The sequence below is a fragment of the Bacillus sp. FSL K6-0268 genome (assembly GCF_038005425.1).
Lineage (GTDB): Bacteria > Bacillota > Bacilli > Bacillales > Bacillaceae_G > Bacillus_A > Bacillus_A thuringiensis_S.
Genome location: NZ_JBBOTF010000001.1, coordinates 4,476,165 through 4,502,498, shown reverse-complemented (window position 1 = coordinate 4,502,498; position 26,334 = coordinate 4,476,165). Strand labels below are relative to the sequence as shown.

Below are 26,334 nucleotides of genomic sequence, written 5' to 3'. Positions count from 1 at the left end.
ATTTTCCCATCCTCACTTATTATTAGCCTTCACCAATCAGGCGAGATAAAATGAGCTGCAAATGATAAGGCTTTTCTTATCAACAAGACTCTATACAGTAACTCCATTCTTCTCTATAGTATATTCACCTGCATAAAAAACGTTTTCAACATTCTATTTTTGTAATTTTATTTCAGCAATCGATTTATACTTCGGGGTTTCTTTCACGTGGGATTCGTATAAAGTAATTGTATCTGCTTGAAATGATATTTCAGGCACTTCTTTTATACTTTCTAAATGAAACTTTTCTTCTCCTATCCATTTACGAGCAACAGTAATATGTGGATGATACGGGCGTGTTTCTAGAGAAAAACCATTTTCTTCACAAATGGCATGTACTTGCTTTTGTAACTGAAACAAATCATGATTCTCACTTACCTTCGCCCAAAGAATACGGGGCTGATCTTCCCTACCAAACGTTGAAAAACCTTGTAACGTGAACGATAGTTCTTTTGTTTTTATAAGTGTTTGTAATCCATTCTTTATCCCTTTTAACTGTTCTTCTGTCGCACCTCCTAAAAAGGAAAGGGTAATATGATAATCTTCCTTATGTACCCACGAGCGAAATGGTAATTTCTCATTCGTATCCTCTTTATAGTTAGACAGCACTTCTTTTATATGATTTGGTAACGTAATTGCGACAAAATAATGCCTATCCATGTACACCGTCTCCTTCTTTCTATTGTTGCTTTTCTTTCTTATCTCATTCAATTAAAAAGAAGCCGCCCTCTAAAGTAGAGAGCGGTCATTATTCATATATCGGCGATTAAAGTTTCACTTTACTTCGCTAATTCATGAATTGCTTGCGCATAAATTGCTGTTGCTTTTAATAAGTCTTCAATTTCAATGTACTCATCTTTTTGATGCGCAAGTTCTTCCTTTCCAGGGAATAGCGGTCCAAATGCCACACCAGCTTTTAATGAACGAGCATAAGTACCTCCGCCAATTGCTAATAGTTCTGCTTTTTCACCTGTTTGTTCTTCATATACACGTTGTAACGTACGAATTAATACGTGGTCTTTATCAACGTGATGCGGGCGTGAATTAGAATAGTCAGCTACTTCAAATCCATGCGTACCAACATACTCTTTCAACTTCGCAATTGTTTCTTCAAAGTTAGTTGTAACTGGGTAACGTACGTTTAGCCCTAAGTTACCACCGTTTTCTTTCGTATAAGAAAGGCGACCAACATTCACTGTTAACGGACCGCTAATTTCATCTTTATAAGCAATAGTAGCTTTTTCACCCAAAATATCACCAGTAAATGTTTCTGTTGCAAATGTCGCAAATGCAGTTGCTTTTCCATCAAGTGAAACTGTAGTCAAGAAGTTTGCTAATAATAAACCTGCATTTTCTCCTTTTTCAGGAGTAGATCCGTGCGCTGAAATTCCTTTTATTTGCAACGTCACTGTATTACCTTCTATAGTCGATTCCCCTATTTTTTTAGCAGTTTGTAAATACTCTTCATATGCTACTGTAAGTGCATTTACATCTTCTCCTGTAATAACCGCTTCTGCAAAATCAGGAACCATATTTAAACGTCGCCCTGAATCAAATGAAACAAGTTCATATGTACCTTTTTTCTCTTCACTACCATTTTGCACAACTTGTATATCAGAAATTCCTTTTTCTGCATTAATAATTGGAAAATCTGCATCTGGTGCAAAACCGATTGTTGGCATTTCTTCGTTTTTAAAGTAGTGATCTACACATTTCCAATTGCTTTCTTCATCTGTTCCTATAATCATACGAACACGTTTTGAAAGAGGTAAGCCTAATTCTTTCACAATTTTCATCGCATAATATGCTGCCATCGTTGGGCCTTTATCGTCAATTGCACCACGTGCAAAAATCTTTCCATCGCGAATATCCGCACTATATGCGGGAGTCGTCCAGCCATCTCCTTCTGGTACAACATCAACGTGACAAAGAATACCTACTAATTCTTCTCCTTGTCCCATTTCAAGATGACCTGCATATCCTTCTAAATTTTTAGAAGCAAAACCTTCAGCTTCTCCTTTATGTAACATGAAAGATAGCGCTTTTTCTACCCCTTCACCGAATGGTGCGCCCTCTTTCGCCGATTCTTCTTCCCATACACTTTTAATTTGTAAAAATTGTTGTGTATCACGAATTAAATCATCTTTTCGTTTTGCAACTTCTTCTGTCCAATTAATCGCTGACATCACGCATCCATCCTTCACTATATTATCTCTTTCATCATAGCAAACCGAAATCCCTTATGCCATACACGAAAACTAAATACCGAACAATTGTAATATTTCAGACATTTCTTATTAGTTTTTCTTTTATTTTTTCAAAAAAATTTGCAGGAATTTGGCGTTTTACGTAGAATTTTATGTGTTAGTTGACTGACCATATATACAATGTCAACTACCAATATTTTTCTATATGAATTTTTGTTAAACTTTTGTAAAATTTAAGTAGATTAAAGCATGAATTTTATCATGTAGAGTACAATGGTAGTAACGACCTTCTTTCCTGAATGGGGTCAAAAAAACTAGTAGAGGAGTGGTTTTCTCTTGAAACCTACAACTACTCGTATGCTAACACGCATTAAATCAATTTATATGTACATCAATGAAAACGGAACGGTAACGACGAAAGACCTTGTAGATGAGTTCGGGATCACACCGCGAACGATACAACGTGATCTAAATGTGTTGCAGTTTAATGAACTCGTGTATAGCCCTTGCCGCGGTAAGTGGACAACAACAGGAAAGAAAGTGAGAATGACCTCATAACAAAAAATAATTGTATGTAAATAAATACATACCCCTTTCTAACTATTAGAAAGGGGTTTTTTCTGTACCTATAAAGGTACTACTTTTCAGTATCTACTTGATATGTTTTTAACATTTCTACTTCTTCATCTGTTAGCTCTCGGTATTGTCCAAGTTCTAGTTCTTCATCTAATACTAACGGACCCATCTCCGTTCTCTTTAGGTAGACTACTTTTTTCCCTACCGCTTCAAACATACGCTTCACTTGATGGAATTTCCCTTCTGTAATCACAAGCTCAATTTCGGAAATATCATCGCTTTTCAATATTGTAAGCGTACCTGGTTTTGTTTCATAGCCATCGTCTAAGATAACACCTTTAGCAAACTCTTTTACATCCTCTTCTGTTACTACTCCTGCAACGTGTGCATAATATTTTTTCGGCACATGCTTTTTCGGAGATAATAATTGATGTGATAACTTCCCATCATTTGTTATCAATAAGAAACCTTCCGTATCGATATCAAGTCGTCCAACTGGGAACGGATCAAAGATTGCATCTTCTAATTCTAATAAATCTATTACTGTTTCATGATTATCATCTTCCGTCGCTGAAATAACACCTTGTGGTTTATGCATCATTAAGTAAACAAACTCTTTGTATTCCACAACTTCACCGTGAATCATAACTTCTTGCTCTTCTACATTTACATGAACTTTCGCATCTTTTACTGGCGTTCCATCAATTTTCACAACGCCATCTTTCAATAATTTCTTTACTTCTTTTCTACTTCCATATCCCATATTCGCTAATAATTTATCTAATCTCACGCTTTTCACCTTCTTTATTTATCATAGAAAAGGGGACGTAATTACGCCCCTCTTGATTTCAACTTTATTTTAAATCTACTACCAAGTTTACGTTGAATTTTATCTAATGCTTCTCCGCCAAATACTCTTTCAAGTACTCCTGTGCGAATTGCTAACAATCCGTAAACAAGACCACCAATACCTGCACAAATCGCAACTGTTATAAGAGCACCAATACGGCCATCAGGCGAAATCATGAAGGATAGAAGCCATTGTGATAGTTTTACAGCAACGACCATTATAAGTGTCAGTACTGCAATTTGGAATGTTCTTTTATATACAACACCGAATGAATAGTGTGCGTATTTTTTAATTTGTCGATTTGTATACCAAACAGAAGCTAAGAAACCAACTGCGGTCGCTAGAATTGCTCCTACTGTACCGAAATAACGAATAAAGATTACGTTACATACAAATTTCAAAATAACACCCATAATAAGCGCGACAATTGCATGCTTTTGCTGATTAATCCCTTGAAGAATTGCCGCTGTTACTGTAAATAAAGCAAATAACAATGCAACTGGTGCATACCACATTAATACTTGTCCACCTAATGGATCTGAGTCATAGAAAGCCGTGTAAATTGGATATGCAAGTGTTGAAATACCGATAACTGCTGGCAATGTTAAAAACATATTTGCCTGGAATGTTTGTGTAATTTGTAATTTCAAATAGCGGTATTGTTTTTCAGTAAATGATTTTGTAATTGCTGGTACAAGCGTTAAACTAAACGCTGTTGCAAGTGATACAGGAATCATAATTAACTTATGCGTCCACATTGTGAAAATACCCAGCGCTCGCTCTGCGATATCACCTTGACCAATCGCCTGCATAATTGAGTTAAATGTCAATGTATCAATTTGTTGATATAAAGGAATTGTTAACCCAATTACAACGTAAGGAATCGCATATGCGAATAACTCTTTAAACAATTGAACAGTACTTACTGTTGATTCTGGTACAGTTTGTTCAATTAAATATTGATCCAAATATTTTTTACGTTTTAACCAGTACCAAATTAACACACCGAGTGCTCCAACCGCTGAAACGAACGCAGCAAATGTCGCTACTCCAACTGCTGTTGCAACTGTACCGCCAAGTACTTTAATAACGATAAAACTACCTGCTAATAAAAAGACGATACGAATAATTTGTTCAATAATTTGTGAAACGGTAGTTGGTCCCATAGACTGGTGACCTTGGAAATAACCACGAATTAAACTCGCTGCTGGTACAACAATAAGTGCGAAACTTACAAGACGAATGATCGTCGTAACTTCTCCTACATTATTGTGTATACTTTGTTTACCAAGCATCGCTTCTGCAAACAACGGTGCCGTCATGTACAGTACTAGGAACGAAAGAACTCCTGTTACTATCATCATAACCATTCCCGAGCGGAACATTCTCCGGCTCGTTTTATAATCGCCAAGCGCATTATATTTGGAAACAAATTTTGAAACAGCAAGCGGCACACCTGCCGTTGCGATACTTAAAAAGATCGTATATGGAATGTATCCATATGTATAGAGCGTTCCGCCTTCTGTACCTACTAATGCATGAAACGGGAAGACGTAAATCATGCCTAAGAACTTTACTAAAAATGTCCCTAGCGTAACAATAAGCGTTCCGCGCAGAAATTTCGAATCGGACATACAAAAATCCTCCTACATCTACATAAAATGAAACTTTAATCAGTGGGGTGTTCTTCTCCACTGATTATTAGTTGAACCATTCGAGCATTTACAGGCTAACAGACTCCCTATTTACTTCTCCTAAATCTTGAGGTTTTAGTCTTATCGCCTACAAATAGCAGGATAGTGCTGAACTCTAACTTTTGTATTGTACCACAATTCTCTCATTAAGCAGTACTTCACTCTATTTTTCTTTTAACGGAAAACATGCTATTCTTTTAGGCAGGAAATGTAGAAAATGAGGTCGATATATTATGCATTATGATGTTATTGTCATCGGCGGCGGTCCTTCTGGGCTAATGGCTGCAATTGGTGCTGCAGAAGAAGGCGCAAATGTCCTGCTTCTTGATAAAGGAAATAAACTTGGGCGTAAACTTGCGATTTCTGGTGGCGGACGCTGTAACGTAACGAACCGTCTACCACTTGATGAAATTGTTAAACATATACCAGGAAACGGTCGCTTCTTATACAGCGCTTTTTCTCTTTTTAATAATGAAGATATTATTACATTCTTCGAAAATCTTGGTGTTAAATTGAAAGAAGAAGACCACGGTCGCATGTTCCCCGTGTCAAACAAAGCGCAATCTGTTGTAGATGCACTTTTAACACGATTAAAAGACTTAGGTGTAAAAATCCGTACAAATACGCCTGTTGAAACGATTGAATATGAAAATGGTCAAACGAAGGCAGTTGTACTGCAAACAGGCGAAGTGTTAGAAACAAATCATGTCGTTATCGCTGTTGGCGGAAAATCCGTTCCTCAAACTGGTTCCACTGGAGACGGATACGCTTGGGCTGAAAAAGCAGGTCATACAATTACAGAATTATTCCCAACAGAAGTACCTATCCTGTCAAACGAGCCGTTTATACGTGATCGCTCATTACAAGGTCTTGCTTTACGTGATATAAACTTAAGCGTATTAAACCCGAAAGGAAAAGCTATCATTTCTCACAAAATGGACATGCTCTTCACTCATTTCGGCCTATCTGGTCCTGCTGCTCTTCGCTGTAGTCAATTCGTCGTGAAAGCACTGAAAAAGTTTAAAACGAACACAATACAAATGAGTATTGATGCATTGCCAGAGGAAAATAGTGAGCAACTATTTCAGCGCATGCTGAAACAAATGAAAGAAGATCCGAAAAAAGGAATTAAAAACGTTTTAAAAGGTTATGTCCCTGAACGTTACTTCCTATTCTTATTAGAAAAAAATGAAATTGACGGTAGTGAACAAGCTGGACAAGTTTCTCACGAAAAGATTCGTGCACTTGTGAAAGACTTTAAAGAGTTTACTGTGAATGTAAATGGTACGCAATCAATTGAAAAAGCATTCGTTACTGGCGGAGGTGTATCCGTGAAAGAAATTAATCCGAAAGAAATGTCTTCTAAATTCACGAACGGCTTATATTTCTGTGGAGAAGTTCTTGATATTCACGGTTATACTGGTGGTTATAACATTACATCAGCCCTCGTTACTGGTAGAATTGCTGGAACGACAGCTGGAGAAAACGCGAAAATGCAATATTAAAAAAGAAACAGGGATTCCTGTTTCTTTTTTTAATATTGCCATGAAATCATTATCGGCGATTCTACAACTTATATCGGCGATTTCTCAAATATATCGACTTACCGACAAGAAGCGACAAACATCTGCTCCATGTAACTTTCCATTGCTTTTTTGTTGCTTTATATACCTTAGTACCTTTATATTTTATATTGTTGAATATTTAAAAAAGGGTAAGGGGAAAACAAATGAGAAAAAAAGTCATGATGTCTTTAATGTTAATGACGTTTCTTTCTGCGGTAGAAGGAACGATTGTTAGTACAGCAATCCCTCGTATAACGAGTGATTTGTCAGGCGTCGAACTTGTTAGTTGGGTATATGCAATTTATATGCTTGCAACAGCTGTTTCGACTCCAATATACGGAAAGCTCGCTGATTTATTCGGCCGTAAAAAAGTTTTACTGATCGGAGCTACAATCTTTTTAGTCGGTTCTGCACTTTGCGGAGTCGTTACATCGATGGAACAATTAATTTTCTTCCGCGCTCTTCAAGGTATCGGTGCTGGTGCTGTTATGCCAATCACAATGACGATAATTGGAGACTTATATAGCGAAGCGAAAGACCGCGCGAAAGCACAAGGTTGGATGAGTGCCGTTTGGGGTGTATCCGGTGTTATCGGACCGTTAGTAGGTGGATTTTTAGTTGATTCCCTTTCTTGGCGCTATATTTTCTTCTTAAACGTTCCATTTGGAATTATCGCTTGCTTAATGATTGCAATTTACTACAAAGAATCTATTAAGCCCGCTAAACACCATATCGATTATCTTGGTGCAACAGTTTTTTCATTAAGTACAATCGCTCTACTATATGCATTATTAACAGGTAGCAGTAAGCAAAACTGGGGAGACATGACAATTATCGGCCTATTAATCTTTGCCGCTATTTCATTCATTATTTTCTTGTTCATCGAGAAAAAATCTCCGGAACCATTAATTCCTTTAACACTTTTCTCTAACCGTACATTATCTACGATAAATATATTAACTCTTATTGCTGGCGCAATGATTATTAGTATTACAATGTACCTACCAATCTGGAGCCAAGGTGTATTAGGAAAAAACGCTACAGAAGCTGGACTTATTTTAATGCCAATCCCTGTTATGTGGACATTTGGCGCTATTTTCTCTGGTAACTTAGTAGGCAAATTAAAAACGAAACAAATCATTTTACTTGGGGCTAGCATTTTATCAGTCGCTACGTTCTTATTATTTACACTATCAACCAATTCACCATCGTTCCTTATTTATGTAGCAGTTGGATTATTCGGCTTAGGAATGGGGCTTGTGACACCGATTTACATGGTAACAATTCAAGCAGCAGTCCCAGCTCATACACGCGGAACAGCTGTTGGTTTAAACACATTTATTAATACATTTAGTCAAACGTTAGGTGCTGCAATATTCGGTACAATCTTCAATACGATGATTCACGCACGTGGTATTAAAAATCTTGATCTTGTATCTGGTGGACATGGCGGTACTACAGCAAACGTAGTAACCGAATCACAATCCGCATTAGCATCAAGCGTACACGTCATTTATATGAGCACTTTCGTATTAGCAGTATGTACATTAATTATCGCTTGGATTTTATTAAAGCCAGCTACACAAACAAGTGAGCAACAATAAAAAGGATGACCATTTTGGTCATCCTTTTTACATAACATCTACTCTTCATTCTCCACAATATGTTTCAGCATGGATAATTTATTATCCCAAAAACGCTCATAATACGAGAGCCACTGTTGTAATTCTTCTAATGGTTCTGGATGCAAACGATATATCTTCTCTCTTCCGCTTTTTCTTCCACTTACTAAATTCGCTTCCGAAAGAATATGAAGGTGCTTTACAACCGCAGTACGACTCATCGGGAAATGATCCGTTATTTTGGAAATCGGTAACTCTTTGTCACTTAATAACCGTATTACTTCTCGGCGGGTTGGATCAGCAATTGCTTGAAATACATCATATTTCGCTGCTGACGAGGACACTTAGCCTTCGACAACCTTTTTCAGTTTTTCATTTACAATCGCTACCCAACCACCGCTCATTCTATCGCGAATAATAGAGCTCTTCGCATTTGCTTTCGGAAGAATTTCATCAGGATGTTTCCAGCCGCCGTGAATTAACGTAAATTCTGTTTTGTTATCTCCTAAGTCTTTCAAATTAAATGAAACAATCCAGCCATCTGTATCCCATGAGAAAGATAAATGGTTTGGCTCATCAATTTCTAACACTTTACATGGTGATGGCCCAAATGGTGATTGCACATGAAATTCATGTCCTACCTCTAATACAAAATCATTTGGCATAAACCATGACGCAATCCCTTCTGCAGTTGATACTACACTCCATACCTTTTGAATAGACGCGTTAAAAACGATTGTTTGTTTAATATCATTTAATGTATTTTGTTGTTCCATTTTCATTCTCCTTTACTCCGCGTTATAACATAACACCTTTTGGTTGTACTTTGATGATATAACACCTTTTGGTTTCATGTCAACGCTAATTCTTTTACTGTTGAGAAATTCTCAACATTTTTTCAACAGGACAAACACCCTCTTAGCATTTCCTCATAATATACTCACAAAGGCAATACAAAATAAAAACTTCTCTCAACATGAAACTCCATCATTCATATTGAAAGAAGTGCCTTACTTATATCATGCGTACTTCGTCTCTCCTCCTTCCCTCAGGGACAATACGCGAGATATGACAAATCAGAAGGAATATGCCCACCATTTGAGTAGGTAGTTATTTCTCTTCTCCTCAACATTTCCTTAGGAGCGAAATGACTACCGACTCACTTTTTTCAAACAAAATAAAAAGGGGTTGAACGCTATGTTCTATTGCATTAACTGCTCTGATATTCATCATGAAAAACATCCGAATGATAAAGTATTCAAAAACGGTTTTTATATTGATCCATTTTTAGGTGATCGTTATCACCTTGGTATGTGTAAAGATGCCCAAAACCATGAAACAGGGGAGCCTCTTTTAACGACAAAGAAATCAGGCACAACCCAATCTATTATGAACGTATTACCGACACATGTTGTCCCAACATAAAACATAAAAAAGAGCTGGATGAGCCAGCTCTTTTTTATGCTTTATAAACGATCATTGCTGAAAAACAATAAATTTGGTTTTCATCGTCGTTAATGGAAACACCAACTTGGTACTTAATATCTACAAAGTTGCTATCATCAATCTTTTCCAAAAAAACATTCACAGCGTCTTCTAAGTCTTTTTCGTGACTTTCATCAAACACTTTCACACGAATCATGTTAACACCATCCTAGATCGCAGCCCTCCGCCGCTTGATTATTGCCACGGTGCGTATCTATGATGCGATAAAACTTTCCATTCTCATATATATATCCGTCTTCTAACACATATTTTTTATCTTCAGTATAGACATAAAACTTACCTATCATAAATTTACTCGTATATAATTCCAAATAATTTGGTCTAAATTTAGCTACAACTTTATTTGTAATATCAATTTTTATTGTGCGCCCCACCTTCTCTCCCTCCTTTGCAAAGAACGGATTTAGGTATATTGTATTAGCGCTTTTACATTTTATGCTTAAAAATAAGTGGATATGCCTTCTTTCTTCACCTGTACTATTTTTCTAAAAAAATCACTATAAATAAAATCCCCAAAAAAACATAAAAAAAGCACTTTACCTTATTGACTCGAATATAAATATTATGTTATTATATAAAATTTGACATTTTTACATACGTATGCTATCATTAAAAGTGGTTACCACATATGGAGGTGGATGATTTGTTTCAAATTGGTGATAAAATCGTTTATCCAATGCACGGTGCAGGAATTATCGAAGCAATTGAAGAGAAAGAAATATTAGGTACTTCACGTCAATATTGTGTGATACGCATCATTAGTAAAGATATGCAAGTAATGCTTCCGATGGAACAATTAAAAAAATCAGGTATTCGTTATATCGTTGATCGAGGTACGTTAGATGATATACTTCTTGAATTTCAAAACGGGGAGTCAGACCCATCACTCTCATGGAAACAAAGATATACAATGAATATGGAAAAAATGAAAAATGGCAATTTACAAGATAGCGCAGAAGTGGTTCGGGATTTACTTCGCCGTAATAAAGAGAGAACATTAAATGCGAGCGAAAAACAAATGCTAGATAATGCCCGAAAAATGATGATTAGCGAAGTCGCGCTCGTACAAAATGTTACTGAACATCAAGCAACAGAATTTCTTCAAGATACAATTAATCATTAAATTTAAAATAGCTGAACGCTATTTTTTTTGTAAAAAGGACAAAGAGATAAAACTCTTTGTCCTTTTCATATTACCCACGCCCAGCTTGAAACGATGGATATAACGTCATTCCACCATCTGCAAATAGCGTAATTCCCGTTACATAACTCGCCTCTGAAGAAGCAAGCCAAGTTGCTACTGCTGCAATTTCTTCAGGTTTTCCAATATAGCCCATCGGTATCATACTTTCTACGTCAGCACGCTGCTTTGGATCAGCAAATTTTTCTGCATTTATCGGCGTATTAATTGCACCTGGCCCAATATTATTTACTCGAATACCTTTTGACGCATATTCTAGCGCTAACGTTTCTGTCATCAGTTTAATACCACCCTTACTTGCTGCATAGTGCACAAATAGTGGCCATGGAATTTTCTCATGAACACTAGACATATTAATGACAGACCCTTTAATATCATGTTCTACAAAATATTTAATCGCTTCACGACTTCCTAAAAAAGCACCTGTTAAATTTGTATTAATTACCCTATTCCAATCTTCAAGCGGCATTTCATGCGACGGTACCGCGTTTTCTATCCCTGCATTATTAATCATAACGTCAAGCGTACCAAACTCTTTCACAGCAGATTGAATGAGATTCACAACATCTGATTCGACCGTTACATCACCTTTTACAGCAATCGCTTCGCCGCCTACCTTTTTAATTTCTTCTAACACACCATTTGCTTCTGATTCTCGTGAGCGATAATTAATAACCACTTTCGCTTTTTCCTTAGCAAACCTCACTCCCATCGCTCTTCCGAGACCAGTTGCTGATCCTGTAATAACGACAACTTTCCCTGCTAAATCACTATACATTTCTATACCTCCTTTAACTTTTGGCTATACCTAACATAATTCCGGCTGCAATAATAAAAACGATACCGACAACGATACCCGTTAATTGGCGTTTCGTTTTCTTTTCACCTAATATAAGAATCCCACCAAGCGTGGAAATAATAATTCCCATTTGCGATAGCGAGAAACTTGTTGCGACTCCAACACGCGGCTGCGAAATGAATAAAAACATATTTCCAGCTGCCCAAATTAATCCTGGAATAATATTTCGGATTGCATATTTATTAAATGGCTGATGTTTAAAGGTAAGCAAAATCCCACCTAACACCATACCAACTGCTTGTGGCAACAAAGCTGACCAACCATCTACGTTAAATAGTCTAATCACTACAACGTAAACTAAATAACCGACTGTTGAAATTAATAAAATTACGATACCTCTTTTAAAGTTTGCTGCTTGCTCTGCATTTTTTTCTTCTTCACTTTGAAGCGATGTTAAAATAACACCGATAATAATACAAACGAGCGCTAAAATCCCAAGGACGACCGATATTGTCGTGGACCATTCATGAAATACGATAACGCCAAATAAAGTCGTCGCAACTAATTGAAGTCCTGTTGAAATTGGCATCGTCCTCGAAACACCCATTAAATCAATACTTTTTAATTGATTCGCCTGACCAAGCGCCCAAAATAAACCTGAAACAACTCCAACTCCAATAACGGTAGGTGTTAATACTGGCTTCATAAAAATATAAACAACAATTGAGAAAATAAGTGCTCCAAACGTTGTTCCGAGCGTTTGACTATACGGTCCCCCGCCCCGTTTTACATTAAATAGCACAATACTTCCCCAAAATATAGCTGGTAAAATTGCTAAAAATATATCCATCGCCCATTACCTTTCTCTGTAAAATGTCATAAATTGAAACTTTAATCATCCCGCAAAATAGCGGAATAAGTTACCACTCTCAATCATTAGAATGAGCTTTCATTTTTTCTTTTTTGCGAGCACAAATCTTTTCTACAACATCATTAGAAACATTCTTTTCTCGCTCCACATTTTTTACCTTTATATGATCTAAATAATCCTCCAAAGTAAGTGTAACTTTGTCATTTGGGGGATTATGCGCCCCTTGAAAAGTAAGAAATTGTAGCGTCACTTCAAATCTAGGAACAAATTCATCTTTCCTGCCGAGACGCTTTATATTTATAACTGAATCACATTCATATTGATCTTTTGTCACTTGTCTAATAACCGAATAGTACCTATTCAATAAAGCACTCTCTAAAAGCTGTTCCCTTGATTCTTTCGCGAAAGAATCACTTGGAGAAGAGAAAAAGATAGAACATATCACTGTAATAATTACACATATTTTTTTCATAACGTCCTCCTTATCCTATAAGTTAGTGTTCTCAAAAACGCCATAAAAAAACGACTTCCCCTACTTAGGAAAGTCGTTTTAATGAATCCAATATTAACCACCACTCACTGGTGGAATTAGTGCAACAACATCACCAGATTGGACCCTGTCATCTTCATTTGCGTATTCTTCATTAATCGCAACCATAATTGGCTCTGAAACTGGTACATTATATTCTTTCGCAACAACATCTTTTAACTCTGCAACCGTAATATTTTCTTTCTCTATTTGTAATTCACTTGTCCCTGCTTCTTCTTGCAAGTGCGCAAATAACAATACTCGAATCATACTTATAGCTCCTTCCCAGGCTCTCCCGCCGGATATGGTGTTTTTTCTAATTGATCACCAATCCATGAGTCACCATCTTCCCAAAACTCCTTTTTCCAAATCGGAACAATTTGTTTTATGCGTTCCATAATATATTCGTTCGCTTCATAAGCCGCTTTACGGTGTGGTGTTGAAACAGCAACAACAACCGCTATATCAGAAATTTGCAACGTACCGATGCGATGTGTAATCGCAACATATGTATCCGGCCATTTCTCTTTCACTTCCAGGCCAATTTTCTCTAGCATCTTTTCTGCCATCGTCTTATAAGCAACATACTCTAAGTATAATGTACGACGCCCTTTCGTAAACTCTCTAACGGTTCCAATAAATGTTGTAACAGCACCGCATTCACGTCGAATCACTTTCTTCGTTACCTCTTCAATCAAGATTTCTGTATTAATTACTTCATAATATGTATTTGTCATTTCGCACTCCTAACCGTTTGTAAAAACCAGTCTATGTACAACTCTTCTTCTGTTATATGAAATACTTTATATTCTTCTCGTATATTTGCCGGGGCATCATACCACGTAATAATCGCTACTATATTTTCTACTTTATGTAAAAGCTCAACGTCTTCCGCAGAACGAAGTAACACTACTTTCGGGTAGTTCTCTTTTTTATAGCCCTCTATTAAAATTGTATCCACTTCAAAAAACTCATATAAGCGAATAATTTCTTGCAAGGACCATTTCTTTCTTAGTGAAGAAAGTGAAAGCAATCCAGCACCTTCTACACTACTTACGACAGCACCAGCTTTACGGTGTCTTTCGCTATCTTTTTGCGCTACTTCTGGAAAACCTCCGTGCCCGTGATGTTTAATGGTAGCAACCTTCATTTCCCGTTCAGCTAATGCATGCACTATTTTCTCCACAAGCGTTGTTTTTCCGCTATTTTGATATCCTACTATTTGTAAGATTGAAGTGGCTTTGCCCATGGCCAATCACATCCCTCAGAGTGCTCTAACAATAATACAGATACTTTCATCCCGGTCTCAAATCCTCTCGTTCCTCCAGGTAACACAATAAAAGCATTCGCATCTGCAAGTGAAGATACTGCACTCGATTTATCTAAACCGACCGGCATCGCTTGTAACGCCCCGTCCACAATCGTTACGTTTGCTCTTACGAAACGAGTAAATGGATTTGGCTTTGGAAAATCTTTTTGTAAAATAGCATCCGCTCTATATACGTGAGGTTCCTTCGCATACAAATACGTTTTTATAATTGGTTGCACAAATAATTCAAAGCCTACATAACAAGCAGACGGATTTCCTGATAAACCGAAAAGTAACTTCCCATCAAATTCAGCTACTGTCGTTACACTTCCAGGTCTCATGGCTATTTTATTAAAGAGTACATTCGCCTGTAACCTTTCATAAATAGCTGGTAAGTAGTCATAATCTCCTACCGATACACCGCCAGTTGTAATTAAAATGTCGACCTCATCCATCGCTAATTGAATAGCTGTAAAACATGCATCTAACTCATCCGCGAGTTGACCATAATAACGAACTTTCCCGCCAGCTTTCATAATTTGAGCTGCGATCATATACGAGTTACTATTTCTAATTTTCCCCGGTTCTAACGGCTCATGTACTTCTAATAATTCACTCCCTGTCGTTACAATACCGACAACAGGCTGTTTTATAACTTTCACAGTGCTATATCCAAACGTTGCTAGTAAGGCCGCAACTCCTGGATTAATTGCCACACCTTTCTTAACGAGAACTTGATTTTGTTTTATATCTTCTCCTTTAAACGACACATTGTCACCGTTATTAAAAGGGCGTTTTAACTTCATATATGTTTTTCCGTTCTTCTCAAATCCTTCTGTCAGCTCTAGCATTACAACTGCATTGCAATCTTCTGGAATAGCTGCTCCTGTCATAATTCGAATCGCTTCAAAATCTCCTACTTCTTCTAAAAAAACAGAACCCGCCCCGATCTCTCCTATTACTTCAAATTCAACTGGATTCTCTTGGGTTGCTCCTTTCGTATCTTCTGCTCGAATGGCGAAACCGTCGTAAGGGGAACGATCAAAATGAGGAACGTCATGATCTGAGACAACATCTTCCCCGAGAATTCTCCCGTAACTTTCCGTAATAGAAATTTCTTCTACTTCACCATGCTTCGCATATTTCATTACCCGTTCTACTGCTTCAGCAACTTGAATTGGAATTCGTTTTTCTACCATCGTTTCTCACCTCATATTTGCAATTTTTTTTATCTCGATTAAACTTTATGTATTCAATAGAAATTACTTCAAGGAGGAATTCCATGTCTTCATTTACACATTTTAATGACCAAGGACGCGCAAAAATGGTTGATATAAGCGACAAAAAAGCAACCGTTCGAACAGCAATTGCGTGCTCTAGCATTGTCGTTACGAAAGAAATTTACGATAAAATCTCTCACAATGAAATTGGGAAAGGTGACGTATTAGCAGTTGCGCAAATCGCAGGCATTATGGCTGCGAAACGAACTTCTGATATTATCCCAATGTGCCATCCTTTATTATTAAAAGGTGTTGACGTTTCTTTTGATTGGAAACAATCAGAAGAACAATATCGTTTACTCATTGAAGTAAAAGTTAAAACAGAAGGTAGCACCGGTGTTGAAATGGAAGCTTTAACAGCTGCTTCCGCTACCGCTCTTACTGTGTATGATATGTGTAAAGCTGTCGATAAAGGTATGATTATCGGCGAAACATACTTACTTGAAAAAACAGGTGGAAAAAGTGGAGATTATACGAGGAATTCATAATCCTCTCTCCGTTGAACCTAAAGGATTTCCTTTAGGTTCAGCCTATATATCTTGCATATAAACTTTTCGCTACATTCATATCATTCGTCCCATGAATGAACGCCCTGCCATCTGTAAATAAAACAAAACGATATTCTTCTACCGGAAATGATAATAGATAAGGTGTCGCCTTTATCTCTACACTTCTTTGTAAGCGCTTTTTAATTTCTTCTAAATTAAAATTCTTCCGCACACCCGGGCGAATTTGTACTGTATTTCGCCCACATAACACTTCTGTTTTTGTTTGTGCTTCAAATGTTAAACTCGGATATGTACGTAACCTTCCGCAAGATAAACAAGTATCTTTTTTCTGCCTATTCACTTTAAATGCCATCTGTTGATTATTCCAAAGATCAAATGATAACATCGTTTCACGAAGCGCCCCAAAGTCTTCTACTAATATTTTCAGCGCTTCCGTAATTTGATGCGCAACTACTAATTGTACTGCCGGTTGTATAATACCAGCTGTGTCACATGTTGCTCCGCTCGCCGGATGCTCCATTAAACAGCGAAAACACGGTGTTTTCCCTGGTAAAATTGTATACGTTACTCCGTAACTTCCGACACACCCACCATATATCCACGGAATATTATACTTTTGTGAAATATCATTAATAAGAAGACGCGTTTCAAAATTATCTGTCGCATCTAATATTAAATCTACATCACGCACTAGCTCTTCCATTTCTTGCACCGTTACATCCGTCACAACTGGATTTATTTCCACCTCAGAATTAATCGCTTGTAAATGTTCTGCAGCCGCTATCGCCTTCGGTTTATACTGCTTTGCATCTTCTTCCGTATATAGTTGTTGTCTTTGTAAATTACTCCATTCTACATAATCACGATCAGCAATCGTTACTTTTCCAACACCTGCTCTAACAATCGCTTCTGCATTTGCCGCACCGAGAGCACCAGCACCAATAATAAGCACATGCTTCTCTCTTATTTTTCTCTGTCCTTCTTCTCTAACACCAGAAAATAATATTTGTCTTGAATATCGCTCCTGCATGCGATAGCCCCCTTTCTTATCCTCCTATATAAGACATTTCGATTTTCGGACGATTTTTTGCACTTTCTTCTGTCCGTTCATCCGAATACCTATCTTTTCTATTCATCCATACATCTTGTATAACACTTAATAACTCCTCATCCGAAAGATTTCCTCTAAGAAGTTCTCTTACATTCAAACCCTCTGTCGCAAATAAGCACGTATAAAACTTTCCATCTGCCGAAATTCTTGCCCTCGTACAAGAGGCACAAAATGACTCAGAAACAGATGTAATAAAACCAACTTCAACATTTGTTCCAACGTACCGATATCGCTTCGCAACTTCACCAAAGTAATGGACTTCAGCTGGCTCAAGCGGATACACCTTATGAATCATCTCAATCAATTCTCGTTTTGTAACCACTTGATCAAAATTCCACCCATTTGTACTACCAACATCCATAAACTCAATAAACCTAAGCGTGATTCCTTGCTCTTTAAAATACGCAGCCATCGGAAGTACTTGATGATCGTTCATCCCTTTTTTCACAACCATATTTACCTTTACTTCCAGCCCCGCCTCTTTAGATGCTATAATTCCCTTAATCACCGGTTTCGTATTAATATTTCGACCATTAATATTCCTAAATATGTCGTCATCTATCGCATCTAAACTAACATTCACTCTATGTAATCCAGCTTCTTTTAATGCCTTCGCTTGTTTCGTTAAATGGATAGCATTTGTCGTTAACCCTATATCTATTAGCCCATCAATTTTCACGAGACGTGCAATCAGTTTTGTTAAATCTTTACGAAGCAGTGGCTCACCGCCAGTAATTCTAATTTTTCGTACACCGATGTTAACAAATAATTTTGCCAAACGCTCAATTTCATCAAAAGTTAGTAAAAACTCATCTTTCAAAAAAGCATAATCTGGCCCAAATATTTCCGCCGGCATACAATATGTACATCTAAAATTGCAACGATCAATGACAGATATACGTAAATCTTGAAGTGGGCGTCCAAAAAAATCTTTAACCATCTCCTGCATCGCCACCCTCCCTTTCTGCCAAATTTCTTTCTTTTCATTCTATTATAATATATTTTCGAACTGCGATGTTTTTGCTCAAGGGAATAAAGTGAAACTTTCCTAACCAATTAGATTACGTACAAATAACGAGATAAAAAACCTTGAAGCATAAAAGCCCCAAGGTTTTCTTCTTATTAACTTAATCTAATAATAGTTAGAGTAGCCCCTGGCGTTGCCGTAGATAATGTAGCCAACGCAATTACTCCAAATAATTGTAAACTAACTGCAGCTCCAGCAGGCAAGTTAGCGATTATTGTTGCACTAAATGAACCTGCAGCCACTGCCGGAGAGTTTATCGTTCCCGCAAGCGGACTGCCATTTACAGTTATACGGGAACTTACAAGTAATCCTGCCGTTAAATTAATTGTATAGGCTATATAATAGTTTCCTGCATTCGCAACTGTAAATACAGTATTTCCACCACTAACGGTTATTCCTGGTCCAATATTTTGATTGTTTGGTAACGGAATATTCGTGCCACCTAACAAAACAGAAATAATACTTCCTGATGTATTATTCGCAAATGCATATGTTGCAGTTGTACTGACTCCAGTCGCCCCGGTCGCTCCTGTTGCTCCGGTTGCTCCAGCTCCTGTTGGACCAGTTGGACCTTGTATTCCTTGTGAACCTGTTGGACCTGTATTTCCAGTTGGTCCTTGGGAACCTGTTGCTCCTGTAGCCCCTGTTGGGCCTTGGATTCCTTGCGGGCCTTGAATTCCTTGTGGACCTGTCGCTCCTGTTGCTCCTGTAGCTCCCGTTGGGCCTTGTATCCCTTGAACTCCTTGGGGACCTTGCGCTCCCGTTGCCCCTGTGTCCCCTGTAGGACCTTGCAATCCTTGCACACCTTGAGGACCGGTTGGACCTATCTCTCCTTGTACCCCTTGTATTCCTGTTGGGCCTTGAGGACCGGTCGGACCTTGGATCCCTTGAATTCCTTGAATCCCCTGTGGGCCTTGTGCTCCCGTGGCTCCGGTTGCTCCTTGAATCCCTTGAGGGCCTTGTTCCCCTTGAATTCCTTGGGGACCGGTTGGACCTTGGATTCCTTGCGGGCCTTGGATTCCCTGTGGTCCTTGATCTCCTGTCGCACCAGTTACTCCTTGTATCCCTTGCGGACCTTGTATCCCTTGCGGACCAGTTGGACCAATATCTCCTTGCACACCTTGTATTCCTTGAGGACCTTGTAACCCTGTCACTCCGGTTGCTCCCGTTTCTCCTGTCGCTCCTGTCACTCCAGTTGAGCCTGTCGCACCAGTATCCCCTGTTACTCCTGTCGCACCAGTTGCTCCTGTCGGGCCAGGTGGTCCACCCGATGGACCAGTTACTCCCGTCGGACCTGATGGCCCTGTTGGGCCGGACGGTCCTGCTGGTCCTCCAGAAGGTCCCGTTACCCCTGTTGCTCCCGTTATTCCAGTTGGGCCTGTAGTTCCTTCCCCTGTCGCACCTGTTGCTCCTGTATCTCCTGTTGCCCCCGTCGGACCTTGGATTCCTTGAATTCCCTGTGGACCTTGCACTCCTTGTGCGCCCGTCGCTCCTTGAATTCCTTGTACTCCTTGCACACCTTGGGGACCCATCGGACCTGTTGGACCAATCTCCCCTTGAGCACCTTGCACTCCTTGGGGACCCTCTGGACCCGTTGCTCCTATTTCCCCTTGTATCCCTTGAATTCCAGTTGCTCCTTGTACTCCAGTTGCTCCCGTTATCCCTTGCACACCTTGTATTCCCTGTATTCCTTGTGGACCTTGTGGGCCTGTTGTTCCTACCGGTCCTTGAATACCTTGTATCCCCTGAGGACCCTCTGGACCCGTTGCTCCAACTGGTCCTGGCACTCCTTGTATTCCTTGCGGGCCCTGAAGTCCCTCTGGGCCTTCTGGACCTGTTGGTCCTATATCACCCATCGGACCTTGTATCCCTTGAACACCTTGTGGTCCTGTTGCTCCTGATGGACCTGGTACTCCTTGAATACCTTGTGGACCTTGATCTCCTGTTGCCCCTGTCGCTCCTTGAGGTCCTATAGTCCCCTGTATACCTTGTGGACCTTGATCTCCTGTTGCTCCTGTTACTCCTTGAATCCCCTGAACCCCTTGGATTCCTTGTTCACCAGTTATTCCTGTCGGACCAGGAATACCTTGAATCCCCTGCGGTCCTTCTGGACCTGTTGGGCCAATTGGCCCTTGAATACCTTGTATTCCTTGCAAGCCCTGTGCTCCCGTACTTCCAGTCGGACCTGTAGTTCCCGTTGCTCCTGTTACACCTGTACTTCCTGTAGTCCCAGTATCCCCCGTTGCTCCAGTCGCACCTGTACTCCCACTCGGTCCGCCACCCGGACCTGTCGCACCAGTTGGCCCCGTCGGGCCAGGAGGTCCTCCAGATGGTCCAGTTATCCCAGTTGGGCCTGTTATTCCAGTCGGACCTGTTAGCCCCTGACCCGTTGCTCCGGTTGCACCTGTATTTCCACTCGGTCCTTGTGTTCCTTGTATCCCTTGTGCTCCTTGTATTCCTTGTGGACCAGTTGCACCCGGTAACCCTTGGACGCCTTGAATTCCTTGAGGTCCCTCAGGTCCTGTCGCTCCAATTGGCCCTTGCAATCCCTGTATCCCTTGTATACCTTGTGCCCCAGTCGCTCCCGTTGGACCAATCGGACCTTGTAACCCTTGCACACCTTGAGGTCCTGTCGCTCCAGTTTCTCCTTGTGGTCCTCTCAATCCTTGTGCTCCCTGCTGCCCTTCTGGTCCAGTTGCACCTATTGGTCCAACTGGACCTTGAATCCCTTGCACACCTTGAGGTCCAGTCGGACCCATCTCTCCCATTGGACCTTGAAATCCTCTCGGTCCTTGCGGTCCAGTCGGACCTTGTGGACCTGTTGGACCAGTAATCCCTATACCCGTAAATCCAGTTGGAACAGGAGGAAAAGTAGGACCAATAAGTTCTGGTGGAATTCTAAAATTAGATTGTTGTTTCCCTTTATTATCACGATTCTTCACACTTTCACCACCTACAAACCGTCTTTTTCATAATAAATAAACCTCTTCTTAATCTATTTACAAAAATAATCTCCAAGACTATTTTTATTTCAAATAAATAAAACTCCCTTAATTCCTTAAGGGAGTCCTGCAATTGAATCCATATTATCTGTATTAGGGACAGCTTGCGCTATACCCGATGTATTTACACTTTGCCCCATATTTGTTCCTGTTACAGTACCAGCAGGGGTGCCCCTTGTATATGTCGTCGTCACCGAATCTCCCGGCTGTAAACAAAGCTTCGTTTCTGTCCCTATTACTGTAACAACATCAATCCAAGTACACCCCATTGAACCACTATACGATTTCGTAGCAGTAAATGAAGTATCACTCAAATTATCACCTGTAAATATATTCCCAGTATTATTAACAATAACAAACTCTTTTATATGCGCAGGCATAATTACACTCTACCTTTCCTTTATGAACCTAACGTACGTGTACTCGTTGCCAAAGGCGGAAGAAATACCGATGTTCTAATCACCGCTTCTGGCTGTCTTTTTCCATTTAAAAAAATAGCCGCACTCGATCCTCCAGCTCCTGCATATACTTTCGCCACAGCTAAAGGCGAGATATCATAACAGTCACCAACATTAACAGCTCCTGTATTATTAATAATTTTTACTTTACGCAAATTAACCCCCATTTACTCCTCCTCCTTTTTTATACTGTATGCAAAAGAAAAAAACTTGAAACAGACTCGTTTCAAGTTTTTAACTATTAACTATTTCGTTTCACCTTCATATTGAAGCATACCGCCAACCATGTTCACTGTTTTAAATCCTTGCTCATTTAAATAATGACATACATTTTCACTGCGCATTCCTGAACGACAAATAAAGATATATTCATTCTCTTTATTAAAGAAGTCTACTTTATGTGGGATATCGCCCATTTTAATATGTACAGCTTCTGGAATCTTTCCTGCCGCTACTTCTTCATCTTCTCTTACGTCTACTAGAAATAACGTTTCTCCATTTTCTAAACGCACTTGTACCTCTTCTGTAGTAATTGTTTTAACTTCTGTCATATGTAGTTCCTCCTTATATACAATAAAACCTTTAGTTTCTTTTCCACAAACATTCTCTACCAATTTTAGCATGCAAAAGAAAGAACGCAAAGAATCGAAAAGCTATTTCTCAATTTTCTCGCAAAACTTATTCTTTACAAACATAACTAGCACATTGTATCCTCAATATACTTGTTTTATGAAAGGAGTCGATTAAAATGTCGCTTTTTCTTTTCATTATGGGCATTGTGTTCTTAATCGCTGCAATTATTGCACTTAGTATGCAAAATAATAAAAAGATAAAATCTCCCCAAGAAATGTCATTCTTATTTCTATTACTTAGTATAGCGTTCTTCGGCATAGCAATCGCTACATATATATTCCGTCTACAAATCATGTAAAAAAAGGTGCCTACTACACATATTGCACCTTTTTCACATAATTTATTTCCTACACAAAACTAGATACTTTCCGATTTAAAAATTCATAAACTTTCTTTTCAAATAAATGAATATCAAATGCTCCTGCCATATGCCCATTTATACTTTCTATCTCATACACTTCCGCATATTTTCCTTGTTTTTGCAAAATGTCTACCATTTTATAATTATAACGTGGCGGCTGAAGCAAATCTTGTTTGCACGGAATCATAAGTACATTCGCTTCTATGTTAGAAAGAGATTCTTCTAGTGAAGAAAACCCATGTGCAATATCATGCAATAAAACTGCCTTCGCAGTATACATCCATGAATTTGCATCTACTAACTCTATACTTCTATATGTCGCTTTATTTATCTCTTTTTCAAATGATGTTAATGTAGAAAACTTTTCATAAGGTTCTATCTCTATACTATTACGAGGAAATGTCATTTCATAAAAATGCTCATCAAACGCGTTCATAAACATCATTCTATTTGCTAAATAAAGCCCCTTTATCGGCTGCTCTTCTCCATATTTTCCATCTTTCCAACTTGGATCTAGTTGAATTGCTTCAATCGCATTTTGCGCTACATTTACTGAGGTGATAATTGGATTTTGTGGATTCGTAATAACACCAATCATCCGCTCTACCATATGAGGATAGTGAATAGCCCATTGCTGCGCAATCATTCCTCCTGCTGAAGGTCCCATTACAGCGTGTAGCCTTACGATTCCCATATCTTTTATTAACTCATATTGCATACGAGCTACATCAAGAAATGTAAAAACCGGAAAATCCATTGCATATTCTTCTCCAGTTTCTGTATTAATTGATTTCGGTCCCGTTGTAATCACATATGGATTCTTCACCTGCACATTACAAAGATTATCTGTACATATAACAAAATACTTATTTGTATCAATTGATTTTCCAGGTCCGATGAGCCCATCCCACCAACCAAGCTCCTCATCATGCACTGTATATTTCCCCGCTGCGTGACTTGTTGCACTAAAGTAATGACAAATCAAAATTGCATTTGACCTTTCTCTATTTAACGTACCATATGTCTCGTACCCCATTTGAACAGGAATTTCCCTACCATTTTCAAACGTAAATTCTTTTAAAACAAACTTCTCCTTTTTTACAATTTGCACAGACTCTCCCTCTCCCCGTTATAGTATGAAATGCTTACTAAAGGTTTTTTTCTATGTAAACCAATCTCCTCCTTCTTTTCATAAATAAATGAATAATATACAAAATTAGCCACAAAATAGCACTATATTACACAATTAAAGAGGGCATACATATGATTTGGAATTGGTTTCGTAAGAAAAAAAAATCAAATACAACAGAGGCAAAAGAAGCCGATAACTGGGAGCAGCAGTCTAACAATCCAGATGACGATAACAAAGAACAGACTAGAAGTATGAAACATACTAAAGGTAAAAATAACGAGCAAGATGACTCTTCTCAAGAGAAACAGCAAAACTCTAAGCAAGATGACTCTTCTCAGGAGAAACAACAAAACTCTAAGCAAGATGACTCTTCTCAAGAGAAACAGCAAAACTCTAAGCAAGATGACTCTTCTCAAGAGAAACAGCAAAACTCTAAGCAAGATGACTCTTCTCAAGAGAAACAACAAAACTCTAAGCAAGATGATTCTTCTCGGGATAAGCAACAAAGTGCTAAACAAGGTGATTCTTCTCAAAGTAAGCAACAAAGCTCTGGAGGTAATAGTATTTATGACTTTACCAAACCAGAAAAAGACCGTATTCATTCTCTACAAGATTTAATAGAGAAACTTAAAAAGTCTAGTGATTTTATTAATTACCATACATCTGACGATGAAACGATGCCTTATTGGATTTCTTACTATCGCCCTTCACTTGATGGAGAGAAATTACAGAAATATTTAATGCCCACTCTTTTAGAGAAACCCTGTGCTTCTCTAGAACAACTAAAAGAACATATTCCGATGAGCGGCATTACAATTACGAACGACTTACAAAAAATTGAGGACATGGTTTTAAAGGGACATGCGATTATTCAATTGAATCAGCAAGATCAAAAGTGTATGCTTGCAAACATTGCAATTGATACTTACCGGGCACCAAGCCCTCCATTAAATGAATCAACAGTTATCGGTCCACAAGAAGGCTTTGTAGAAGCTATTGATACGAATATTAATTTAGTACGAAAACGCCTTCCTGTTTTAGATTTACAAACAAAAGAAATGATTGTCGGCGAATTTTCCAAAACGAAAGTTGTCATGATGTATTTAGACAACCTCGCCGAAAAAGATAATATAGATTTTCTCGAGGAGTCATTACGTGCTCTTGAATATGATCAAATTAATGATAGCGCTTATATACAAGAACTTATGGGTGAAAAGTCGATTTTCCCTCTCTATATCAATACAGAACGTACTGATAGGGTGACAAAAGCACTCATTGATGGGAAAATTGCTATTTTTGTGGATGGTTCTCCAAGTGTTTTACTAACACCTGTATCCTATTTCGATTTTTTCATTTCACCAGAAGACTATAACGTCTCTTGGTTATACGCTACATTTTCACGCATTTTACGCCTTATCGCTGTTCTATTTTCTATCTGTGCTACACCGTTATACGTTGCAGTTTTAAATTATCATTATGAACTTATTCCAAGTGATTTACTTGAAACTTTGATTTTATCAAGGGCGCAAGTACCATTCCCACCTTTAATTGAAGCACTCTTTTTAGAACTCGCAATCGATTTATTAAGAGAGGCTGGCGCGAGGTTACCGATGAAAGTTGGTCAAACGCTCGGTATTGTAGGCGGTATCGTAATCGGACAAGCATCTGTACAAGCTGGTTTAACGAGTAACATTTTATTAATTATCGTTGCCTTATCAGCACTTGCTTCCTTTATTACACCTATTTATAAAATGGGTAATGCTGTTCGATTACTACGCTTCCCGTTTCTCATATTTGCAGAAATAGGTGGACTTTTCGGTATTTCTCTTGGATTTATCTTTTTATTTACTCATCTATTTAGACTTACTTCCTTACGCAAGCCGTACGCTTTGTTTTATCCGACAAGACAACAATCGGTTAAAGATTCTTGGATTCGTTTCCCATTAACAATGATTGATACAAGAGATGTGCAGGCAAGACCACAACATGTAAAAAAAGCTGCTAAAGGAATTTCAACAAAACATAGATCAGACTTTGATGATTAAGAGATGAG

The 26,334-nt window shown here is 38.5% G+C and carries 30 protein-coding genes; 8 read left to right on the top strand and 22 right to left on the bottom strand.

Features of this window, described 5'->3' with window-relative positions; genetic code table 11:
- Positions 1 to 153: 153 nt before the first annotated feature.
- Together thpR and pepV are read right to left on the bottom strand one after the other, a co-directional pair.
- Positions 154 to 699: an RNA 2',3'-cyclic phosphodiesterase gene (gene thpR, locus MHI28_RS23460; RefSeq protein WP_000373845.1), complete on the bottom strand. Its 546-nt coding sequence runs from the start codon at positions 697 to 699 to the stop codon at positions 154 to 156.
- 119 nt (positions 700 to 818) lie between these two features.
- A complete protein-coding gene (gene pepV / locus MHI28_RS23455) occupies positions 819 to 2,225 on the bottom strand; it encodes a dipeptidase PepV (RefSeq protein WP_001274235.1) in 1,407 nt (468 codons plus the stop codon).
- Between the two features lie 357 nt (positions 2,226 to 2,582).
- Between pepV and MHI28_RS23450 the strand changes: the two genes are divergently transcribed.
- Positions 2,583 to 2,804, top strand: coding sequence for a DeoR family transcriptional regulator (locus MHI28_RS23450; protein WP_000805512.1), 222 nt, complete (start codon positions 2,583 to 2,585; stop codon positions 2,802 to 2,804).
- Between the two features lie 79 nt (positions 2,805 to 2,883).
- On the opposite strand, the gene MHI28_RS23445 is transcribed toward MHI28_RS23450, so the two are convergent.
- Positions 2,884 to 3,612 (bottom strand): pseudouridine synthase, encoded by a 729-nt coding sequence (locus MHI28_RS23445; protein ID WP_001234949.1) that lies wholly within the window; start codon positions 3,610 to 3,612, stop codon positions 2,884 to 2,886.
- 41 nt (positions 3,613 to 3,653) lie between these two features.
- Positions 3,654 to 5,306, bottom strand: a complete 1,653-nt coding sequence (locus tag MHI28_RS23440) for a putative polysaccharide biosynthesis protein (protein WP_001284026.1) — start codon at positions 5,304 to 5,306, stop codon at positions 3,654 to 3,656.
- A gap of 293 nt (positions 5,307 to 5,599) precedes the next feature.
- Here MHI28_RS23440 and MHI28_RS23435 point away from each other — a divergent pair, with 293 nt between their 5' ends.
- Complete coding sequence (locus MHI28_RS23435) at positions 5,600 to 6,871, top strand: BaiN/RdsA family NAD(P)/FAD-dependent oxidoreductase (protein WP_000558871.1); 1,272 nt, start codon at positions 5,600 to 5,602, stop codon at positions 6,869 to 6,871.
- A gap of 224 nt (positions 6,872 to 7,095) precedes the next feature.
- A complete protein-coding gene (locus tag MHI28_RS23430) occupies positions 7,096 to 8,535 on the top strand; it encodes an MDR family MFS transporter (RefSeq protein WP_001228024.1) in 1,440 nt (479 codons plus the stop codon).
- A 38-nt stretch (positions 8,536 to 8,573) separates the two neighbouring features.
- Here MHI28_RS23430 and MHI28_RS23425 read toward each other — a convergent pair whose 3' ends face one another.
- Positions 8,574 to 8,897, bottom strand: a complete 324-nt coding sequence (locus MHI28_RS23425) for an ArsR/SmtB family transcription factor (protein ID WP_000098837.1) — start codon at positions 8,895 to 8,897, stop codon at positions 8,574 to 8,576.
- Positions 8,898 to 9,329 (bottom strand): SRPBCC family protein, encoded by a 432-nt coding sequence (locus MHI28_RS23420; protein WP_000437764.1) that lies wholly within the window; start codon positions 9,327 to 9,329, stop codon positions 8,898 to 8,900.
- A 421-nt stretch (positions 9,330 to 9,750) separates the two neighbouring features.
- On the opposite strand from MHI28_RS23420, the gene MHI28_RS23415 reads away from it, so the two are divergent.
- On the top strand, positions 9,751 to 9,978 hold the full coding sequence (locus tag MHI28_RS23415) for a DUF3973 domain-containing protein (RefSeq protein WP_000498990.1): 228 nt from the start codon (positions 9,751 to 9,753) through the stop codon (positions 9,976 to 9,978).
- 34 nt (positions 9,979 to 10,012) lie between these two features.
- On the opposite strand, the gene MHI28_RS23410 is transcribed toward MHI28_RS23415, so the two are convergent.
- Both MHI28_RS23410 and MHI28_RS23405 read right to left on the bottom strand, forming a co-directional pair.
- Positions 10,013 to 10,195, bottom strand: coding sequence for a sporulation protein Cse60 (locus tag MHI28_RS23410; protein WP_340828310.1), 183 nt, complete (start codon positions 10,193 to 10,195; stop codon positions 10,013 to 10,015).
- 1 nt (position 10,196) lies between these two features.
- Positions 10,197 to 10,433 (bottom strand): DUF2553 family protein, encoded by a 237-nt coding sequence (locus tag MHI28_RS23405; protein ID WP_000533804.1) that lies wholly within the window; start codon positions 10,431 to 10,433, stop codon positions 10,197 to 10,199.
- 254 nt (positions 10,434 to 10,687) lie between these two features.
- Here MHI28_RS23405 and MHI28_RS23400 point away from each other — a divergent pair, with 254 nt between their 5' ends.
- The gene (locus tag MHI28_RS23400; protein ID WP_000451446.1) at positions 10,688 to 11,182 is read left to right on the top strand and encodes a CarD family transcriptional regulator; all 495 of its coding nucleotides are present in this window, start codon (positions 10,688 to 10,690) and stop codon (positions 11,180 to 11,182) included.
- 70 nt (positions 11,183 to 11,252) lie between these two features.
- On the opposite strand, the gene MHI28_RS23395 is transcribed toward MHI28_RS23400, so the two are convergent.
- From MHI28_RS23395 to MHI28_RS23365, 7 genes are all read right to left on the bottom strand, one after another.
- Positions 11,253 to 12,038 (bottom strand): glucose 1-dehydrogenase, encoded by a 786-nt coding sequence (locus MHI28_RS23395; RefSeq protein ID WP_000286680.1) that lies wholly within the window; start codon positions 12,036 to 12,038, stop codon positions 11,253 to 11,255.
- A gap of 13 nt (positions 12,039 to 12,051) precedes the next feature.
- Positions 12,052 to 12,909, bottom strand: a complete 858-nt coding sequence (gene glcU / locus MHI28_RS23390) for a glucose uptake protein GlcU (protein ID WP_340828309.1) — start codon at positions 12,907 to 12,909, stop codon at positions 12,052 to 12,054.
- A 79-nt stretch (positions 12,910 to 12,988) separates the two neighbouring features.
- Positions 12,989 to 13,402, bottom strand: coding sequence for a DUF3888 domain-containing protein (locus MHI28_RS23385; protein WP_000717657.1), 414 nt, complete (start codon positions 13,400 to 13,402; stop codon positions 12,989 to 12,991).
- 93 nt (positions 13,403 to 13,495) lie between these two features.
- A complete protein-coding gene (gene moaD / locus MHI28_RS23380; protein ID WP_000621773.1) occupies positions 13,496 to 13,729 on the bottom strand; it encodes a molybdopterin converting factor subunit 1 in 234 nt (77 codons plus the stop codon).
- 2 nt (positions 13,730 to 13,731) lie between these two features.
- Positions 13,732 to 14,196 (bottom strand): molybdopterin synthase catalytic subunit MoaE, encoded by a 465-nt coding sequence (gene moaE / locus MHI28_RS23375; protein WP_000185946.1) that lies wholly within the window; start codon positions 14,194 to 14,196, stop codon positions 13,732 to 13,734.
- Positions 14,193 to 14,714, bottom strand: coding sequence for a molybdopterin-guanine dinucleotide biosynthesis protein B (mobB, locus tag MHI28_RS23370; RefSeq protein WP_002081993.1), 522 nt, complete (start codon positions 14,712 to 14,714; stop codon positions 14,193 to 14,195). Before mobB ends, moaE begins: the two co-directional genes overlap by 4 nt.
- Positions 14,678 to 15,967 carry a molybdopterin molybdotransferase MoeA gene (locus tag MHI28_RS23365; protein WP_000229703.1) on the bottom strand — a complete coding sequence of 430 codons (1,290 nt, stop codon included), beginning with the start codon at positions 15,965 to 15,967 and terminating at the stop codon, positions 14,678 to 14,680. The genes mobB and MHI28_RS23365 overlap by 37 nt, the downstream gene beginning before the upstream one ends.
- An 83-nt stretch (positions 15,968 to 16,050) precedes the next feature.
- Here MHI28_RS23365 and moaC point away from each other — a divergent pair, with 83 nt between their 5' ends.
- Positions 16,051 to 16,536, top strand: a complete 486-nt coding sequence (gene moaC / locus MHI28_RS23360) for a cyclic pyranopterin monophosphate synthase MoaC (protein ID WP_000094146.1) — start codon at positions 16,051 to 16,053, stop codon at positions 16,534 to 16,536.
- 37 nt (positions 16,537 to 16,573) lie between these two features.
- Here the strand turns inward: moaC and MHI28_RS23355 are convergent, their stop codons facing one another.
- From MHI28_RS23355 to MHI28_RS23330, 6 genes are all read right to left on the bottom strand, one after another.
- Entirely contained in the window at positions 16,574 to 17,587 is a 1,014-nt protein-coding gene (locus MHI28_RS23355; RefSeq protein ID WP_001158115.1) for a molybdopterin-synthase adenylyltransferase MoeB, read from the bottom strand.
- Positions 17,588 to 17,603: 16 nt separating this feature from the next.
- On the bottom strand, positions 17,604 to 18,617 hold the full coding sequence (moaA, locus tag MHI28_RS23350) for a GTP 3',8-cyclase MoaA (RefSeq protein ID WP_340828308.1): 1,014 nt from the start codon (positions 18,615 to 18,617) through the stop codon (positions 17,604 to 17,606).
- Positions 18,618 to 18,790: 173 nt separating this feature from the next.
- Positions 18,791 to 21,637 (bottom strand): BclA-related collagen-like exosporium protein, encoded by a 2,847-nt coding sequence (locus MHI28_RS23345; protein WP_000796062.1) that lies wholly within the window; start codon positions 21,635 to 21,637, stop codon positions 18,791 to 18,793.
- A 116-nt stretch (positions 21,638 to 21,753) separates the two neighbouring features.
- Positions 21,754 to 22,077 (bottom strand): hypothetical protein, encoded by a 324-nt coding sequence (locus MHI28_RS23340; RefSeq protein ID WP_001110864.1) that lies wholly within the window; start codon positions 22,075 to 22,077, stop codon positions 21,754 to 21,756.
- Between the two features lie 20 nt (positions 22,078 to 22,097).
- Positions 22,098 to 22,322 (bottom strand): spore germination protein, encoded by a 225-nt coding sequence (locus MHI28_RS23335; protein ID WP_000538719.1) that lies wholly within the window; start codon positions 22,320 to 22,322, stop codon positions 22,098 to 22,100.
- Between the two features lie 78 nt (positions 22,323 to 22,400).
- On the bottom strand, positions 22,401 to 22,706 hold the full coding sequence (locus tag MHI28_RS23330; RefSeq protein ID WP_000141224.1) for a rhodanese-like domain-containing protein: 306 nt from the start codon (positions 22,704 to 22,706) through the stop codon (positions 22,401 to 22,403).
- A gap of 197 nt (positions 22,707 to 22,903) precedes the next feature.
- On the opposite strand from MHI28_RS23330, the gene MHI28_RS23325 reads away from it, so the two are divergent.
- Positions 22,904 to 23,086 (top strand): hypothetical protein, encoded by a 183-nt coding sequence (locus tag MHI28_RS23325; RefSeq protein ID WP_000051780.1) that lies wholly within the window; start codon positions 22,904 to 22,906, stop codon positions 23,084 to 23,086.
- A 49-nt stretch (positions 23,087 to 23,135) separates the two neighbouring features.
- Here the strand turns inward: MHI28_RS23325 and MHI28_RS23320 are convergent, their stop codons facing one another.
- Entirely contained in the window at positions 23,136 to 24,260 is a 1,125-nt protein-coding gene (locus MHI28_RS23320; protein ID WP_001167619.1) for an alpha/beta fold hydrolase, read from the bottom strand.
- A gap of 152 nt (positions 24,261 to 24,412) precedes the next feature.
- Here MHI28_RS23320 and MHI28_RS23315 point away from each other — a divergent pair, with 152 nt between their 5' ends.
- Entirely contained in the window at positions 24,413 to 26,326 is a 1,914-nt protein-coding gene (locus MHI28_RS23315) for a spore germination protein (RefSeq protein WP_326271540.1), read from the top strand.
- Positions 26,327 to 26,334 lie beyond the last annotated feature (8 nt).